Below are 17513 nucleotides of genomic sequence, written 5' to 3' on the forward strand. Positions count from 1 at the left end.
AAAAATGATTTCAAGAGAATATTGATTATATTTACCGCATTGATATCTGCTGTAAACCAGACCTCCCTGAAAGCAAAAAAAGACGAAGATCCCTCTTCGTCTTTTTACTTACAGCATCTCACAGATTAAAAGCTGAAACGGTATCCGCCGTTAATCTGGTACTGATCAAACCGGTTGCCGGTTGAGCTGTCAGCTTCTGCATACAGGGTATGTTTTTTGCTGATATTGGCGCTGATGCCCAGTCCGTTGTTCCACCAGTTTCCTTTGAAGCTGTGTGCTTCGCGGGAGCCGTTCAGTTTATAGTCGGTGTTGCCCTGAAACTCTCTGACAAAACCGGTTTTCAGGTAAACGTTGATCTGGCTGTCACCGGTGGTGGTTTCATAGCCGATCAGTGTACCGGCGCGTCCGATGGTGGAATCATAGCTGCCGAGGTCGATTTTCAGGCCGTTGCTGGCGTGAATACCGGTTGAGTCCTGATGGCTGTAGGTCAGCTGTGCCTGCGGTTCGATATAGAATCCATTACCGGTCTGGTTCAGGCTGAACTTCCGGCCTGCTTCTGCTGATAAACTGACCCCCGTTGAGCTGCCGTTGCCGCTGACATTATTGTTCTGGCTGTCCGACACGCTGAATTTATTTTTCAGGCAGGAAACCTTGGCAATACCGTCAACATAGAAACCGTTATCCGCCATATAGGTGGTGTAAAGTCCCAGATGGTATGAACGGACAGTGCCGTCCCCGCCGCGATAGTCCGGTGAGCCCTGCGTTAAGCCCGCAAAGGTACCGATATACAGCGGTGTGTCCGGTGAGATACGTTTATCAAAGCCCAGCTGTGTACCGCCGTAGGTCATGTCAAATCCGCTCATTTTGCCGCCGGCAAAGGAGTTGAATTTACCGCCGAAGCCTCTCAGCCATGCATTATTATCCCCGCCGTTCTGACGCAGATCACCCATGCGCTGCATCAGTGTCTGGGTCTCTGCGTAGTTAATCAGATAGCCCACGTTCAGGAAGTTACCGCCTGCATCCGCTGTGGTGGTGATCGGTGGTTTTGGTTTTTCCGGTTCCGGCTCTGGTTCCGGATCAGGATCCGGGACTACCGGCGGCGGAATATAGGCACCTGATGAGTACAGTTCCCAGTTATTGCCGTTCTTGCGCACGTCATACAGATAGCCGCCTAATTCGACTTCAGACGTTGAAGTAAAGCTGGCTGCGCCGTCTGCGGTTTCCACAACGGTCAGAATTTCATTCCCGGTTGTGGCCAGGCTGCCGCGGTTTAAGACTGTTAATGAATAATCACCGGCGCTGGTACCGGTTACCACCAGTTTGTCACCGGCGTTGTTGACACCATCACCGTCACCGACAATATCAGTCCGCAGCGTGAATGCGCCGTTGCCGCTGAGGTTGGCGATACTCAGCGTTGAGTAACCGGTGTCGGATAATCTGTGCGATAAATCGACGGTGGTATTATTCAGTACCAGATTATCGAGGTTGGAATCATCCGTGACATTCCAGCGGCTGTTGTCCATGGTGACATTCAGCAGGCCGCCGTTGACGTTATCGCTGTAAGCGTTCCCGGTCCACTGTGAGCCGGAAGCCATATCCACATTGATCAGGCCGCCCCGTGACTGAATACCGCCGTTGATCAGCATTTTGCCCGTTGCATTAATCCGGCTGGCGGCATAGCCGTCATTGTGCTGGGTGGCAATGGCTATCTGATCTGCGGTTGCCATATTAATGGTCAGGTCGCCGGTCAGATCAATCTGGCTGTTGGTCATGGCATAGACACCACGGGTGCCTGCGGCACCTGTTACCGAGATATTATCACCGGTCATGACACCGCCGCCCAGCGCCCACAGTCCCAGACCCAGGCTTCCGTTGCGGTCAATCGTAATATCGGTGTTTGCCAGGTTGATTTTAGCACCGGAAAACTGAGCAGACGCACCGTAAGAACCACCGGAGAAAATAGTATTACGGTTATCCGCCGTACCGGTAAAGTTAATGGTCGTACCTGAGCCGTTGGTGACCAGACCACCGCCCAGTTCAGAATACATATGGCTGCCGGCACCGATATTGGCGGTTCCGCCGCGAACTTCCAGCGCGTTGGCATTGCTTCCGCGGGCGATAATTGTCAGGGCATCTGCTTTGATGTCACCAAAGCTCCAGATACCGTGGGCGTTATCGCCGTTGGTCATAATTTTGCTGTCAGTACCCAGATCAACAATGGAGTTTCTCTGGATATTCATGCCGTATGCACTTGAACCCTGTGCATCGATAGTCAGATTAGTGGCAGTAAAATAGGCGGGGCCATTGGATGCGGTGCCGTTCAGGCCGTCGATACGGATACCATAGCTTCCGGTACCGTTGGTTTTAATCGTACTGCCGGTTCCCAGATTGGCCTCTGCTTTTTTACCGGACAGGTCAACACCGATAGCACTTTTACCGGTTACGTTCACGGATAAGCCATTGGCGTTTAATACACTGTTATTTCCCTGAATAACCACGCCTTTGGCGTATTTGTCCGTATCTGTCACATTCACAGTCACGTTATTGCCGAGATTGATGGTTCCGGCACCGTTGTTATAGGAGTTCAGGACACCATAGCGGTTTCCGGATGCATCGCCGGTATCGCCGGTGATCCGGTCACCGTCGTTAACCGTAATATTGGTACCGCTCTGGCTGCCGATATCCGCAGCTTGTGCTGTCTGTAAACAGACCGCAGTACTCAGGCTGAGAAGCCCGGCCGCTGCTAACGAGCCACGCAGTGAGAGGGCGGTATAGCCAGAATTAGGGGATCGCTGATATCCCCTGATAAACAGGTTAATATTCATAACATTCCTTTTCATAATTTTTATTTTCCAAAAGCACATAAAAATTATGTAAATAAGATATTTTTATTATCATTATTATTGATGTGAGGCAGGAAACAGGATGTATCTTCCTGATGCATAACAACAATAATTAACGGACTAATTGGCTGGTATTTACCAGTTCCCGGTGGTGTATTTGCTGAAAAAATCATGTTTCGTATCAGAGATACGGGTAAAAAATTCAGCGGGTGTTATATTAAATACAGCAAGTATATTAATGAGTGTTGAGACTGATATTTCACTCGTGGCATTTTCATAGCGGGAGATCTGTTGCTGGCTGATTCCCAGTTCCGCGCCAAGATCAACGCCGCTCATTCTTTTTTCTTTACGTAACTTTCGGATCAGTGCGCCTACATCATGCAGTAATATCTGATTATTTTTCATAATAGATTCCACTCCCCGGGCCATAACAGGATTCAGGTGTGATGTGTTTACTTATATGACAGCGGTGCTGATTCAGCAGGGAGAAATATTAATTAACGCAAAAACAAAAATCGTAATATCCTGTAATAAATTATTACAAATCCGGATGTAATAATATTAATTGCAGTTACCCGTCTGCTGCGTATAAATAATTACCATCTGGTAATGAAATATACAAGACATGTGAAAACATAAAAAATTGTTATTAACGATCGATATTTCACTTATGATAGGTAAAAACTATCATCAATTGATTATTGATCGGTTTTAGCGATCTTTTACATATTGGCTGAGTAAGTAAAAATCCTTGTATTGCGTTTATTGTTTTCTATCTTTTGCATATTATTCAATTTGTTATATTGTAACCCGTCATTTTGGCTGAAATGAAAAGAAGGGAAAATCATGGCTCGGGTTTTCCGGATCGCGCTCGTAAAAGTGTGATACTTTTCACACAAATACTTACACTTTTCTTTTCAGATTTGGCAGATCATTTGTCTGATGTTTACCGTATGACGTGTTTTTCCCGGCGTTATTGGCTTTTTATATAGCGTTCAGCAACATTCCTTACTGTGGCGGAGCGGAATCCGGTTTCTTATGCTTTTCAGGGCCTGAAGTCCGTATTTATCGCTGTATTTATTCCCCGGGGAAATTTTGTTTTTACCGGCAGATTAATAACAATGAAATGCGGGTTTTATTGTATTTTTTGACGTGGTTTAAAATACGTATTTTTGAAGGGAATAATGAAGTGGTGATGTGATAGCAGTAAGCATTGCAATGCATCTGTTTAACGATTTTTTATCTTTACTGCTATTTTTATTTATTTAACGGGGATGCAGCGCATCTGTCACAGTTACATCCTGAAAGGATATTTACCGGTATATTTATTTTTCTGTCAGCCAGTGGTTACGGGTATTCTCCGTTTGTGGTAACGCATTATTCTGAGTTTGGTTTTCGTCAGGTGAAATATTGCGTGTATTTTCCGGTAATGGTGTCAGTGTGGCTGTAACATAAGTAACCCAGCCGACTCTGGCGCTGGTTATCTGATATCCGCTACCGGCTTTTTCTGCCTGGCGGGCTATTTTGGCTTCTGCGTCAGATAATGTATCCCCCCAGGCAGTAACTGTTTGTGCAAAACCGGAAGCCGAAATAAAAAGCAGAACCGGGAATGCAATTATTTTCAGGGTATTCATTATCATTATTTCCTCTGCCGGTGAGTTACCGTAAAGATATTAATAAGGAAACTGTACTGCGGATAAATGGTAAAAGAAAGTGCATAAATGGCGGATGCTGTATTTTTGCATCCGCCTTATGGCAGGGAGGGTTGCTGTTATTCTCCGGAGAAGGCCGCGGCAAATGCCGGGTTTAACGTCAGGCTGTCTAAATACGCTTTCATGGCCGGAGAGATAGCAATTAAGTCATGTTTGGCCAGGAACATCAGGAAATAGCCGATGTAAACATCAACGGCGGTCATGGTTTTACCGCATAAATACGGTGCTGCATCAGCTAATCCGGTTTCCAGGCAGGCCATTACGCGGTCAAAGGAGCCGAACCCTGACATTTTCTGTTCTTCTTCTGTCAGAACCAGACCCATTTCTTTGGCGGTGAAAGCGGCTTCAACCGGACCGGCGGTGAACAGGAACCAGCGGTAATAGGTGCCGCGTTCCGGAGCATCAACCGCCGGTGCAAAGCCTTTTTCAATGAATTTATCGGCAAGATACATGCAGATGGCGGCTGTTTCAGTGATAACACGGTCGCCGTCGGTTAATGCCGGCACTTTACCCATCGGGTTGATAGCCAGATATTCCGGGGTATGCATATCCGCACCATAATCCAGTTCCACGCGCTGATACGGTACATCCAGAATTTTCAGAAATAAATCAACGGTATTCCCGCGTGACATTGCATTGGTATAAAGTGTCAGTCCGCTCATGATGCTCTCCTGTTTAGTGTGTTGAGGCACCATCATAGGTGAGGGGAGTGTCAGAATCTGTCAGGAGGGATGCAGAGGACTTCTTTACGCCAGCGGTCGAGCAGGTATTTTTTCGGGTACGGCAGTTTATCGGTTAATATTTTACAGGATTGAATTCTGTCGAGCCGGAAGTGCCGGTAGCTCTGACGTAATTCACACCAGGCGGCCAGCACCTGCACCTCTTTCATATAACCGATGGCAATCGGCCAGATAATCCGGTTGCTGGTCTGGGCCTCTTTATCCTGATAACACAGTTTGATTTTCAGCTCTTCCCGCAGACTGCGGCGCAATTCCCCGGCAATGATATTATCGACCTGTGTCAGCTGTGAGGCGGGCACAAATAATGTGCTGTCACTGAATACGGCGCGGGATTCATGTTCCACCACAGCGTTGATTTTATTTGCCGCGCGGGCAGCGGAGGCTTTCAGCTCATCATCCGCATTACTCTGTACCCAGCGTAACCCGAGAATTAAGGCTTCCAGTTCATTGACATCAAATATCATCGGCGGCAGCAGTAATCCGGATTTCATCTGATAACCGAGACCGGCTTCACCGGTAATTTCAGCACCCTGGCAGCGCAGGGTTTCAATATCCCGGTAAACGGAACGCACACTGATTTGTAATTGCGAGGCGAGGGAATCCGCCGTGACCGGATAACGGTTCTCTTTCAGGATCTGTAATAAGGTGAGTAAGCGCTGGGTGCGTGTCATAAGGTATCAGCCTGGCGTGATAGTTAATCCGGAGTCCGTAATACTGCCTGAAACAGCACTGCTTATCAGCCAGGTTTTTATTAATGTCAGCAGCATCGGGTCAGATAATTTTGTTTTCCCGGTCAGGGCACATTCCCAGATGATTAATGTGCGTAACCCCATGCGGTGCAGTTCTGCGATATATTTTTCATCGCGGATTTTATTCTCTGATAATTTTTTTTGCCAGAATGCGGTCCGTGTGGCGGGAAGCCGGAATTTGTCACAATCGTGCATGTGCCAGAAACAGCCGTGAATAAAGATAGCCGTCCGCCATTTTGCCATCCATATATCGGGTTTGCCGGGCAAATCTGCCGGATATAACCGGAAACGGAAGCCGTTATGATGCAACAGCTTTCTGACATGATGCTCCGGTCTGGTGTCCCGGTTGCGGATGGCGCGCATATTCCGGGAGCGGGTTTCTTTGTCATGTACATCCATCGGATTTTCAGCCGCTGATTTCAGGAATAAGCCCAGATTACCCTATTTCGCCGGGAAAATATGCGCCGCGCCGCCGGAAGATTATTTTACCGGCGGTATTGCACCGGCCCGGACTAATGCCGCCGTGAGTTGTTCAGCTATGGCTTCGACAACAGTCATACAGACGGAGTTGCCGAATTGTTTATAAATCTGCCCCTGGGAAACAGAATCGGTAATATAGTTTTCCGGAAATCCCTGGAGGTTCGCACATTCACGCGGGGTGAGTTTGCGCGGGTTTTTACCGTCCCGCGACTGGTCAATCAGGATCTCAGAACCGTCTTTATAATAGCGGGCGCTCAGGGTATTGGTATATTCGCTGTTTTTATTAAACAGGCAATATCCGAAGCCGTTACCTCTGGCTTTATGTTCTCTTTTGCGTTTCTGATGGCCGGCCCATAATTTATCGGAGATGGTAAAACGATCTTTTTTATAGCGCACCGCATCTTCCGCCAGCGCTTTTTTGCTCTGGAGAATATCACCGAGACAGGTAGGCTGATGAGTCGGTTCCGGCCAGGAAAATAAGGTGTCAAAGTCCGCATCCGGAAACTGGTCGCGGTCAAAACCGATAATAAAAATACGCTCGCGGTTCTGCGGAATACCAAAATCGGCAGCACGCAGCACGCGGAAATCAACCCAATAGTTCAGTTTTTGCGACAGCGCGCTGCGGGTCTCTTCACTCAGCGGAATATTATCCGGCACAGTCTGTTCATACTGTCCGCGCAGAATATCGAGGATAGTCTGTAATGTCCGGCCGCCGTCGTGGCCACGCAGCTGTTTGACGTTCTCCAGCAGAAACGCCTTCGGCCGTTTCTCTGTCATGATGCGCTGGACTTCAAAGAACATGGTACCGCGGGTGTCGTTAAACCCCTGACGCGCACCCGCCTGTGAAAATGCCTGGCACGGAAAACCGCCGAGAAGAATATCGTGATCCGGAATATCTTTTGCCGCGATCCTGGTGATGTCGCCGTCAGGCATCTCACCGAAATTGGCAAAATAGGTGCGCTGGGCGAATTTATCCCACTCAGAGGTAAACACACAACGACCGCCCTGTTGCTGAAAGGGCAGGCGGATCCCGCCGATGCCGGCAAAAAGATCGATAAAAGTGAATCTGCAATTATCCTCGGGTGACTGCCGGAAAGGGGCGTCCTCTGGGTGTTTTTTCAAAATCATCTCCGGTTCGGGAAACAGCCGCCGGGCAGTGCGCCGGTTTTATCCCGGCACTATATCACTGCCCGGGGCTCCGGGAAACAGGAAGGCCGGAAAAACAGGTATGTCCGGCGGGCGCGGAAACTGGTATATGTTGTCTCTCTGTATTAATTTGTTCTTAGCGTAACTATTTCAGGGGGAATGAAAATGCCTGTAACCAATCCGGATGTTCTGAAGCTCCGTTTATTAGGCGATATGTATGATGACAGCTATTTCCCGGACCATCTGGTGAAGCAGGGAGAGGAGATTCTTCTGCGTCTGTGTGAGGTGCTGGAAAACAATCCGCCGGACGACCTGGCGGCGCTGTATGTGCTGACACAGCAGGCGACAGAGGAATTTAATGATTTGCAGGATGCGTTTGATGAAGCAGGCAGTGAGATTGAAACCGTTGCCCGGGATTCTATCGGCGAATCCTTTTACCTGATTGCCCGTGCATACGGCTTTGAGGATGCGGACCCGGAGGAGCTTATCGCAACGCGGGACTGGTAATTCAATAACAATAATGAGGTGATCATGAATCACAAATCCGGTGGGCTGAAGATAGACGGAAAGACCTTACTGAATCATTTGCAGGAACTGGGAAATGCCGGGGCGGATCCGGTAAAAGGCGGGCGGACGCGGACAGCGCTGACCGATGCGGAAAAGCAGGGGCGTGACCTGGTGGTCAGCTGGATGAAAGCGCTGGATCTGGTGATCCGTATTGATCAGATCGGAAACATTTTCGGCACACTGCCGTCAGTTTCCGGAAACAGCGATACCGCGCCGCTGATGATAGGGTCACATATCGATACGGTGATTAACGCCGGGGCACTGGATGGCTGCTACGGCGTGCTCAGCGGCCTGGCGGTAGTCCGGGCCTTCCGGGAAGCCGGTGTGCTGCCGTCCCGTCCGATCACGGTGGCGGCATTCACTAACGAAGAAGGTGTGCGTTTTCATCCGGATATGATGGGCTCGCTGGTGTATGCGGGCGGTTATCCGCTGGAAGATGCTCTGAATGCGGTGGCCACTGACGGTGCAGTGCTGCGTGATGAGCTGGAACGCGCCGGTTATGCGGGCAGTATGGTGCCGGGCAGCATTGTGCCGCACGAGTATCTGGAACTGCATATTGAGCAGGGACCGGTGCTGGAGGCGGAAGGATTACAGATCGGGGTGGTGGAGAGCTTACAGGGTATCTCGTGGCAGAAAATCACCATCACCGGCACGGCAAACCATGCCGGAACCACGCCGACACGGCTGCGTCATGATGCCGGATATGCGGCAGCGAAGCTGATCACCTTTCTGCGCGAAGGCATTTCTCAGAAAAACGGGGCCACATTAACCACGGTGGGGACGATTGCTTTTGAGCCGAATGCGGTTAACGTGATCCCGGGCTCGGCAACGTTCACCATTGATATGCGGGACCCGGACGAAGAGCGCCTGCAATGGGCGGAAGGGCAGATCCGCGATTATCTGGCGGTGTTATCAGAGCAGGAAGGGGTTACGGTCTCAGCCCGTCAGTTGGCGCGTTTTCAGCCGGTGGTGTTTGATAAAACCCTGGTCAGCTGTGTGGAGAATGCGGCCAGAGCCGCCGGGAGTGCATACCGTCGTATGCCGTCTGGTGCCGGACATGATGCGCAGATGATTGCGCGGATAGCGCCGGCAGCGATGATTTTTGTGCCGAGTAAGAACGGAATCAGCCATAACCCGGCTGAATATACCGAAGATGCTGATCTGATACGCGGCGCACAGGTACTGCTGGATACGGTGATACTGAGACTGGCAGAGCCGGTGTAAGTTATCCCGGCAAAACGGCGGCATCCGGGCGGATGCCGCCCGGTGAATTATTTTACCGCTGCGGGCTGTTTGCCCCGGCTGACCAGCAGCCAGACTGCCACACAGACAATCAGCGCACCGAGGAAGAAATTCGGGCTGAGTGTCTCATCAAGCACAAGATAACCCCACAAAATACCGAACGGCGGGATCAGAAAGGTCACTGTCAGTGAGCGCATCGGGCCGATATCCGCAATCAGGCGGAAATAGAGAATATACGCCACTGCCGTACAGAGCAGCCCCACCGCAATCACACTGCCCCAGACCATCGGCTGTGCCCAGTTAACCGCCGGGCCGGTCGTGACACTGAAACCGAAAAACGGCAGCAGGAACAGCGTGGCACCGAGCTGGCTGCCGAACGCAACCAGACGGGCATCCAGACCGCCTTTTTCACTGATCCAGCGCCGCGTCAGGAATCCCGCCAGCCCGTAACAGGCGGTGGCAAGCAGACAGGCGGCCACGCCCCATAATAAATGGGCGGAAGACTGACTTTCCCCGACCGTGGTGATCACCACAATCCCGGCCAGTCCCATCATCACCCCCAGCCATTTGCGGGCGGTCAGGGTTTCGGCAAAGAAAGCAAAGCCGATCAGCGCCCCCATCAGCGGCGTGGTGGCGTTGAGAATGGCGGAGTAACCGGCCGGCAGCCACTGCGCGGCCAGACAGTACATAAAAAAGGGAATGCCGGAGTTAATCACGCCCAGTAATAATGCCGGTTTTAATTTTCCGTCAAACCGGAAGGTGCGGCGCATGATAAGGAGGATCACCAGAAGTCCGGCACAGCCGAAAAAGACACGCAGAAAGGCCGTGTTAACCGCGCCGAACTGCGGGGAGGCCACCCGCATAAAAAGAAAGCTGGCACCCCAGATGGCCGCCAGCAGGGTAAGCCGCAGATAGTCCGCAGGTCGCATGGGATTCCTTATCTGAAAATCAGTGAGTTAAGAGGGAAGTATCCGGTTCCGATTATACCACAGTGAATAGTCACCCCCTGAAAATCAAATATAAAAAGCAAGCGGGGAATATTTCTTCTTGTGATAATCATTCTCAGTCAATATTATCAGCAGCCTGATAATGAACTTTTTTGATCTCCACAGGAAAGATACCAATGCGCATCCGCTCTCTCTGTCTTCTGACACCCTGCCTGACCCTGTTAATCACACCGGATGTCCTGGCGGCAACTTCTGCCGATTCCGGCGAACCGATTGTGGTCTCTGCTTCGCGCAGCTACCGGACAGTTTCTGAAATGGCCCAGACCACCTGGGTCATTGATAATGCGGATATCGCGCAGCAGGCGGAAGGCGGCAAAGAGCTGAAAGATATCCTGGCGCAGCTGATCCCGGGGATGAGTGTCAGCGGCCAGGGGCGGACAAACTACGGCATGAATATGCGCGGGCGCTCTATGATTGTGATGGTGGACGGTGTGCGCCTGAATTCATCACGCAGTGACAGCCGTCAGCTGGATTCGATTGATCCGTTCAATATCAATCATATTGAAGTGATTTCCGGTGCGACCTCCCTGTACGGTGGCGGCAGCAGCGGTGGTCTGATTAATATCGTGACCAAAAAAGGTCAGGAAGAAAAACAGGTTGAGGTTCAGATCGGCGGCAAAAGCGGGTTCCGCAACGGTTCGGATCATGATGAAAACGTGGCTGCCGCAGTCAGCGGTGGTAATGATCAGGCTTACGGACGCTTATCTGTGGCTTATCAGCGTTACGGCGGCTGGTATGACGGCAAAGGCCGCGAAATCCTGATCGATAACACCCAGACCGGGCTTCAGTATTCTGACCGCCTGGATGTGATGGGCTCCGGAACTCTGACGATTGATGACCATCAGTCACTGGAACTGATGGCGCAGTATTACAACAGTGAATCTGACGGCAAACACGGGATCGATCTGGGCAAAGATTTTGCGGCGGTACTGGGAAAAGACACTGCGCATAACAGCGACAAACTGGATTCTGACCGGATCCCCGGCACCAAACGCCATATGGTGAACCTGCAGTACAGCAACAGTGACCTGCTGGGACAGGATCTGGTGGCGCAGGCGTATTACCGTGATGAAACCCAGACCTTCTATCCGTTCCCGGCGCTGGGCGGTAAAAAGCCGGATTATGTGGTCAGCAGCATCAGCGCATCAGAGCAGAAAACTGATTTCTACGGCGGTAAAGTCACCTTTAACAGCAAGCCGCTGGATAACCTGACACTGACGTACGGCGCGGATGCCGAGCATGAAAAATTCAGTGCCAACCAGAAGTTCTTTAATCTGCAGAAAGCGAAGGAAAGTAACGGACTGACCCTGGATTCCGCCTACAATACCGGGCGTTATCCGGGCTATACCACCACCACGATGGCGGCGTTTCTGCAAAGCAGTTATGACATCAACCCGCTGGTGACCCTGAGCGGCGGTATGCGTTATCAGTACACGAAAAACAAAGTGGATGATTTCACCGGGTATCAGCAGCAACAGCTGATTGCGGAAGGTAAAGCCACTTCAGCGGATGCGGTACCGGGCGGGGAAACGGATTACAACAACCTGTTATTTAATGCCGGGGTGCTGCTCAACCTGACCGACACACAACAGACCTGGTTTAATTTCTCCCAGGGCTTTGAAATCCCGGATATCGCCAAATTCTACGGCACCGGCACTTACGGTTCGCCGGTCAGTGGTCATTATCCGCTGCTCAACAGTGTGAACATCAATGATACGCGGGTCAAAGGTATCAAAGTCAACTCCTTCGAACTGGGCTGGCGTTACACCGGGGACAGCCTGCAAACCCAGCTGGCGGCGTACTATTCACTGTCTGACAGCAGTTACGACATCAATAAGAAAGATATGACTATCTTCCTGAAAGATGACAAACGCCGGATCTACGGTGTGGAAGGGGCGGCGGATTACGCGATCGCAGATACTGACTGGCGTGTCGGGACTAATTTCAACCTGATCAAATCCGAGACCAAAGCGGGCGATCAGTGGGAAAAATGGAGCGTGAAGTTTGCCAGTCCGTCAAAAGTCACCGCGTATGTGGCCTGGGAGCCGTCAGACTGGACACTGCGTCTGCAAAGCCAGCAATCCTTCAGCCTGACCGATGCGGACGGGGAGAAACTGGACGGATATAACACCGTCGATTTCCTCGGCAGCTATCAGTTACCGGTCGGTAAAGTCAGCTTTGCGGTCGAAAATCTGCTGGATAAAGATTACACCACCGTGTGGGGACAGCGCGCACCTATCCTGTACAGCCCGGCGTACGGCGCACCGGACTTATACAGCTATAAAGGTCGCGGCCGCACATTTGCACTGAATTACCTGGTGACATTCTGAGACCCGTTTTATGCGTATATTCATAGTAATGATGACGCTGCTGCTGAGCATGGGAGCCCGTGCTCAGACGCAAATTGTCACCGATTTACAGGGACGGTCCGTAGCGGTGAATACGCCGGTCAAGCGGCTGTTTCTTGCGGATGCCCGTGACATTCTGGCGGTGGATATTGCGGCGGGGAAAACCCATTTTTCCTCTCTCAGCGGATGGAGTGATACCCTGGCGCATTATGCGCCGGATCTGGAAGCAGCATATCTGGAGGCCGCGCCGGAACTGGCGCGGTTACCGGTTTTGCCGAAAAGCAAAGACGGTACTTTTACAACGGAAAACCTGTTGGCACTGTCGCCGGATGCGGTACTGATGCACAAATCCTCCTACGGGCTGATGAAAAGTACGAACCTGCTGCCGCAACTGGAAGCGGCGGGTATTCCGGTGATTTTTATCGATTTCCGCAGTGACATGACAGAAAACACCCCGAAAAGTATTCAGCTTATCGGCACACTGTTTGAAACCGAAGGGCGCGCCGCGGAGTTCTCGGAATACTACCGGCTTAAACTGGCCGCACTGCGTCAGCGTCTGCCGGAGCAAAAACCGTCCGTGCTGATTGAAAGCAATGCCGGGTTATTCGGCAATGACTGCTGCCGTTTATACGGACGTACCGGATTCGGCGAACTGGCGGAGATTGCGGGTGGTGATAACCTGGTGCGCGACACGATGCCGGCAAACGGCGCGGAAAGCAGCATTGAAAATATTCTGCATCTCAACCCGCAGTTCTATGTGCTGACCGGTGCGGACTGGAAACAGTATAACCGCCGTTCAGAGGCGGTCACGCTCGGGTACGGCGCACCGGCAGAACCGGCGCAAAAAGTGATGAATGCGCTGATGAACCGCCAGGGATTAGCCTCACTGGAGGCGGTGAAATCACAGCACGTGATGGCGGTTTACCATAATTTCTACAACAGCCCGCTGAATATTTTTGCCGCCGAAGCACTGGCTGCATTTTTCCATCCGCAGGCATTCAGTGACCTGAATCCGCAGGCGGAAATGGTGTCATTCCATCAGCGGTTTACGGCGATCAGCGGTGCCGGGACGTTCTGGGTGACGATGCAGTAATTATCCGTTTATCAGCAAAAACAGCACAAAAGCCCGGCACAGAAAACAGTGTTGCCGGGCTTCTTTTTTTATCACCGGTTAAAAATAAATCAATTTTGCCCCTCAATTTGATCCGCCCCGCAAAGTGACGACTCAACACCCTCAAAAATGTGATGAACATCTTATTTTCACCAGTGAAAATATGACTCAGGCCACATATTCAGCCCGGAAAATAAAAACAGCGAAATTATCAGTAAAAAGTAATTATATGAATTAACTGGATTATTTTTTGCTTTACACGATAAAGCGTTATTTCAGGCAAACGAGATCGGCTTCACATTCTTAAAACCGGAATGTGATCTTCGTCGCTATTTATTTAGGCGTAAATAAGCCATCTTTAAAATAAGAAAAAATCACATCAGGAGTTCGGTTTTGGATATTCATTTTGAGAGCGGGCTGTTATCCCTGAATCAGAATTTTGCATCTCCGGAAGAGGGCATCCGCTATGCCGGTGAGTTGCTGCAAAAATCAGGCGCATGTACCCCTGATTATATTGAGGAAATGATCCGCGTATATCATGAGTTCGGCCCGGTGATTGTGCTGGATACCGGGGTGGCGATGCCCCATGCGAGACCGGAAAAAGGGGCATTAAAAACCGCGTTCTCCGTGGTGGTGACCGGCACACCGCTGGTATTTCATCATGAGGAGTTTGATCCGGTCAATGTCATTATTGCTATCAGCGCGACAGATTCAGATACCCATATTCATCTGATTCAGACCGTGGCTGATCTGATTGAAAATAATATTACTGAGTTTGTAAAAGAGAATAACAAAGAACAGATTTTACAGTTTATCCGGACGTCGATAGAGAGGACAGCATGATTAAAATAAGAACAGTGTGCGGCAATGGTATCGGCAGCTCATTAATGGCCGCCAATAACGTGAAGAAAATTTGTGAGGAGATGGGCATAAAAGCCGATGTGGCTTCAGTGGATTTTGCGAATGCCGTGGGTGAGAAAGCGGATCTGTATGTCACGATTAAAGAGCTGGCATCACAATTTCCGCCGCAGTGTGAAGTTGCCGTGATCCGCAGTTATGTGCATAAAGCCAAAATTGCGGAAGATATTAAAGACGCTTTACTGAAACTGAGTCAATCCTGATAGTTCATTCTTTTTACAGGAATTAAATTATGGCTTATATTCTCTCATTCCTGACTGAGATATTCAGTCAGCCTGCCTTTCTTATGGGGATTATCTCCCTGGTGGGGTTACTGGCATTACGGTCACCGGTCAATAAATTATTAACCGGGACATTAAAACCGATCCTCGGTTATTTAATGCTGAGTGCAGGTGCCGGTGTTATCGTGGCAAACCTGAATCCGCTTGGTGGTATTATTGAAGCCGGTTTTAATATCCGGGGGGTTATTCCGAATAACGAAGCGATTGTTTCTGTTGCCCAGAAATTACTGGGTGTGGAGACAATGAGTATTTTATTACTCGGCTTTATTTTCAACCTGGCGATTGCCCGTTTCACCAAATATAAATATATCTTTTTAACCGGCCACCACTCTTTCTTTTTAGCCTGTTTATTCTCGGCAGTATTACAGGCCGCGAATTTCAAAGGCTGGGAAATGGTTATTATCGGCGGTTTCCTGCTGGGTGCCTGGTCAGCTATTTCACCGGCAATCGGACAGCGTTATACCAAGCGCGTTACTGAAGACGGCGGTATTGCCATGGGGCACTTTGGTTCCCTCGGTTATTACCTGTCTGCCTGGATTGCGGCGAAAGTCGGTAAAGCAGAAAACTCATTTGCGGATACTGAGATCTCCGAAAAATGGGGCTTCCTGCGCGATACCACAGTAACAACCGGTATTGTGATGGTCGTGATTTATCTGGTGTGCAGCATCGTTGCCGGTTCCGCTTATATCAGCACCATCACTGAGCAGAATATGGTGATCTTCTCCATCCTGACCGGTCTGCAGTTCGCGGTGGGTGTGGCGATTGTCTACAGCGGTGTGCGTTTAATCCTGGGTGACCTGGTACCTGCGTTCCAGGGTATCAGCCAGAAACTGATCCCGAACTCGATTCCGGCGGTTGACTGTGCTGTCTTCTTTACCTTCAGCCCGACTGCGGTGGTAATCGGTTTTATCAGCTCCTTTATCGGCGGCCTTGTCGGCATGCTGATGCTGGGTGGTCTGGGTATGGCGCTGATTATCCCGGGCATGGTGCCGCACTTCTTCTGCGGCGGTACATCCGGTGTATTTGCGGACAAACTGGGCGGCAAAAAGGGCTGTATTATCGCCTCCTTTATCGGCGGTATTTTCCTCGCATTCTTACCGGCCATGCTGTTACCGGCGCTGGGCAACCTGGGCTTTGAAAACAGTACCTTTGCAGACTTTGACTTCGCGGTGTGGGGCATTGTTATCGGTGAAGCCTTTACCCACTTCGGTCAGATTGCGATTTACCTGATTTGTTTTGTTCTGGTTCTGGCATTACTGGCGCCGTTTGCCTTTAAATCAGTCAAAGTGGTGGGGGATACCCTGAGCTATGACGAATTAATGGAAAAAGACCGCGCACATAAGTAAATATGATACTGACGAAAGGTTTTAAGGAGTTGTTATGGCAGTAATTTCTGTCGGTTTATCCTGCTTCGACCAGTTCTTCTTTCTTAACCGCTGGCCGGAGGAGAATACCAAAAATTTCTCCGGTGATTTTATTGAAAGCGGCGGCGGACCCTGTGCCAATGCGGCATGGTTACTGGGATTGTGGGGAGAGGATATTTATTTTACCGGACACCTCAACCACGATATCTACGGTCAGAAAATTATTGATGAGTTTCATGATGTGGGTGTGAATACCGATTACGTTATTTTTAACGATGAAATGATCACACCGCTGGCATCTGTATTAGTTAATCAGTTAAATGGTTCCCGGACAATTATTACGCGCAAGCTGGTCTCTCCGCCGCGTATGACATTTGAAGAGAAACTGAAAATTGATGAGCTGATTACCCGCCTGACACAGGAGGATAAAGGGGAAGTCATCACGGTATTAATTGATGGTCATGAACCGGAGCTGAGTGAATATATTCTGACCCGTCTGCCTGATGCCCGCGTCGTGATGGACGCGGGGTCACTGCGGGAAAGCAATTTAAATCTGGCGAAATATACCGATTATCTGGTCGCCAGTGAAAACTTTGCCCGTGATCTGATTGAGATTGATAAATTCACCACCGATATTCAGTTAAAAACGGCATTAACGGAACTGAATAAACTGGCCCGGGGTGAGGCATTTATTACGCTGGGTGAGAAAGGCTGTGCGTATCTGCAAAACGGAATGCTGACAATATCACCGGCATTTATCTGTAATGCGATTGATACAACAGGAGCCGGTGATATATTCCACGGCGCATTTACGTACGGAGTTCATTATAACTGGCATATTGAGAATATTATTTTATTTGCCAGTCTGTCAGCAGCCATCTCAATTGAGAAAAAAGGGGTGCGCGAATCAATGCCGGATTTGGCGGATGTCCATAATGCGGTGAATAAATACGAAAGAAATCTGAAACACTATTTTGATTAAATTCTGATTTTGATTAATTCTGG

Annotated in this window: 16 protein-coding genes; 8 read left to right on the forward strand and 8 right to left on the reverse strand. The window is 50.0% G+C overall.

Translation table 11 applies throughout. From position 1 onward, the window contains the following. Positions 1-125: 125 nt before the first annotated feature. From X965_RS10720 to X965_RS10755, 7 genes are all read right to left on the reverse strand, one after another. Positions 126-2825: an autotransporter outer membrane beta-barrel domain-containing protein gene (locus X965_RS10720; RefSeq protein ID WP_036418054.1), complete on the reverse strand. Its 2700-nt coding sequence runs from the start codon at positions 2823-2825 to the stop codon at positions 126-128. A gap of 153 nt (positions 2826-2978) precedes the next feature. Continuing rightward, positions 2979-3248 (reverse strand): helix-turn-helix domain-containing protein, encoded by a 270-nt coding sequence (locus X965_RS10725; RefSeq protein ID WP_004234664.1) that lies wholly within the window; start codon positions 3246-3248, stop codon positions 2979-2981. Between the two features lie 920 nt (positions 3249-4168). Then, the gene (locus X965_RS10735; protein WP_036418057.1) at positions 4169-4477 is read right to left on the reverse strand and encodes a DUF1471 domain-containing protein; all 309 of its coding nucleotides are present in this window, start codon (positions 4475-4477) and stop codon (positions 4169-4171) included. 137 nt (positions 4478-4614) lie between these two features. Beyond that, positions 4615-5217 (reverse strand): glutathione S-transferase family protein, encoded by a 603-nt coding sequence (locus X965_RS10740; protein WP_032098165.1) that lies wholly within the window; start codon positions 5215-5217, stop codon positions 4615-4617. 50 nt (positions 5218-5267) lie between these two features. Then, the gene (locus tag X965_RS10745) at positions 5268-5966 is read right to left on the reverse strand and encodes a YafY family protein (RefSeq protein WP_036418059.1); all 699 of its coding nucleotides are present in this window, start codon (positions 5964-5966) and stop codon (positions 5268-5270) included. A gap of 6 nt (positions 5967-5972) precedes the next feature. Then, positions 5973-6443 (reverse strand): very short patch repair endonuclease, encoded by a 471-nt coding sequence (locus tag X965_RS10750; protein WP_004234669.1) that lies wholly within the window; start codon positions 6441-6443, stop codon positions 5973-5975. Positions 6444-6524: 81 nt separating this feature from the next. Continuing rightward, entirely contained in the window at positions 6525-7646 is a 1122-nt protein-coding gene (locus X965_RS10755) for a DNA cytosine methyltransferase (RefSeq protein WP_036418061.1), read from the reverse strand. A 189-nt stretch (positions 7647-7835) separates the two neighbouring features. On the opposite strand from X965_RS10755, the gene X965_RS10760 reads away from it, so the two are divergent. Further along, on the forward strand, positions 7836-8177 hold the full coding sequence (locus X965_RS10760; protein WP_015422291.1) for a DUF5713 family protein: 342 nt from the start codon (positions 7836-7838) through the stop codon (positions 8175-8177). A 24-nt stretch (positions 8178-8201) separates the two neighbouring features. Beyond that, positions 8202-9461 carry a Zn-dependent hydrolase gene (locus X965_RS10765; protein WP_004234678.1) on the forward strand — a complete coding sequence of 420 codons (1260 nt, stop codon included), beginning with the start codon at positions 8202-8204 and terminating at the stop codon, positions 9459-9461. A gap of 47 nt (positions 9462-9508) precedes the next feature. On the opposite strand, the gene X965_RS10770 is transcribed toward X965_RS10765, so the two are convergent. Further along, a complete protein-coding gene (locus X965_RS10770) occupies positions 9509-10408 on the reverse strand; it encodes a DMT family transporter (RefSeq protein WP_004234679.1) in 900 nt (299 codons plus the stop codon). A gap of 194 nt (positions 10409-10602) precedes the next feature. On the opposite strand from X965_RS10770, the gene X965_RS10775 reads away from it, so the two are divergent. From X965_RS10775 to X965_RS10800, 6 genes are all read left to right on the forward strand, one after another. Next, positions 10603-12816 carry a TonB-dependent siderophore receptor gene (locus tag X965_RS10775; RefSeq protein ID WP_036418063.1) on the forward strand — a complete coding sequence of 738 codons (2214 nt, stop codon included), beginning with the start codon at positions 10603-10605 and terminating at the stop codon, positions 12814-12816. 10 nt (positions 12817-12826) lie between these two features. Beyond that, positions 12827-13927, forward strand: coding sequence for an ABC transporter substrate-binding protein (locus X965_RS10780; RefSeq protein ID WP_015422290.1), 1101 nt, complete (start codon positions 12827-12829; stop codon positions 13925-13927). 411 nt (positions 13928-14338) lie between these two features. Next, complete coding sequence (locus tag X965_RS10785) at positions 14339-14788, forward strand: PTS sugar transporter subunit IIA (RefSeq protein ID WP_004234684.1); 450 nt, start codon at positions 14339-14341, stop codon at positions 14786-14788. Then, positions 14785-15066: a PTS sugar transporter subunit IIB gene (locus X965_RS10790; RefSeq protein ID WP_004234686.1), complete on the forward strand. Its 282-nt coding sequence runs from the start codon at positions 14785-14787 to the stop codon at positions 15064-15066. Before X965_RS10785 ends, X965_RS10790 begins: the two co-directional genes overlap by 4 nt. A gap of 29 nt (positions 15067-15095) precedes the next feature. After that, complete coding sequence (locus X965_RS10795) at positions 15096-16490, forward strand: PTS ascorbate transporter subunit IIC (protein ID WP_004234688.1); 1395 nt, start codon at positions 15096-15098, stop codon at positions 16488-16490. Positions 16491-16524: 34 nt separating this feature from the next. Beyond that, positions 16525-17490 (forward strand): carbohydrate kinase family protein, encoded by a 966-nt coding sequence (locus X965_RS10800; protein ID WP_004234690.1) that lies wholly within the window; start codon positions 16525-16527, stop codon positions 17488-17490. Positions 17491-17513: the final 23 nt, after the last annotated feature.

Origin of the sequence: Morganella sp. EGD-HP17, assembly GCF_000512315.2 — a bacterium.
In the GTDB taxonomy this organism is placed as follows: domain Bacteria; phylum Pseudomonadota; class Gammaproteobacteria; order Enterobacterales; family Enterobacteriaceae; genus Morganella; species Morganella morganii.

Excerpts from the sequence above, each read along its gene's own strand:
- X965_RS10720 (WP_036418054.1), bottom strand. The coding sequence starts at position 2,825 with ATGAATATTAACCTGTTTATCAGGGGATATCAGCGATCCCCTAATTCT.
- X965_RS10725 (WP_004234664.1), bottom strand. The coding sequence starts at position 3,248 with ATGAAAAATAATCAGATATTACTGCATGATGTAGGCGCACTGATCCGA.
- X965_RS10735 (WP_036418057.1), bottom strand. The coding sequence starts at position 4,477 with ATGAATACCCTGAAAATAATTGCATTCCCGGTTCTGCTTTTTATTTCG.
- X965_RS10740 (WP_032098165.1), bottom strand. The coding sequence starts at position 5,217 with ATGAGCGGACTGACACTTTATACCAATGCAATGTCACGCGGGAATACC.
- X965_RS10745 (WP_036418059.1), bottom strand. The coding sequence starts at position 5,966 with ATGACACGCACCCAGCGCTTACTCACCTTATTACAGATCCTGAAAGAG.
- X965_RS10750 (WP_004234669.1), bottom strand. The coding sequence starts at position 6,443 with ATGGATGTACATGACAAAGAAACCCGCTCCCGGAATATGCGCGCCATC.
- X965_RS10760 (WP_015422291.1), top strand. The coding sequence starts at position 7,836 with ATGCCTGTAACCAATCCGGATGTTCTGAAGCTCCGTTTATTAGGCGAT.
- X965_RS10765 (WP_004234678.1), top strand. The coding sequence starts at position 8,202 with ATGAATCACAAATCCGGTGGGCTGAAGATAGACGGAAAGACCTTACTG.
- X965_RS10770 (WP_004234679.1), bottom strand. The coding sequence starts at position 10,408 with ATGCGACCTGCGGACTATCTGCGGCTTACCCTGCTGGCGGCCATCTGG.
- X965_RS10775 (WP_036418063.1), top strand. The coding sequence starts at position 10,603 with ATGCGCATCCGCTCTCTCTGTCTTCTGACACCCTGCCTGACCCTGTTA.
- X965_RS10780 (WP_015422290.1), top strand. The coding sequence starts at position 12,827 with ATGCGTATATTCATAGTAATGATGACGCTGCTGCTGAGCATGGGAGCC.
- X965_RS10790 (WP_004234686.1), top strand. The coding sequence starts at position 14,785 with ATGATTAAAATAAGAACAGTGTGCGGCAATGGTATCGGCAGCTCATTA.
- X965_RS10795 (WP_004234688.1), top strand. The coding sequence starts at position 15,096 with ATGGCTTATATTCTCTCATTCCTGACTGAGATATTCAGTCAGCCTGCC.
- X965_RS10800 (WP_004234690.1), top strand. The coding sequence starts at position 16,525 with ATGGCAGTAATTTCTGTCGGTTTATCCTGCTTCGACCAGTTCTTCTTT.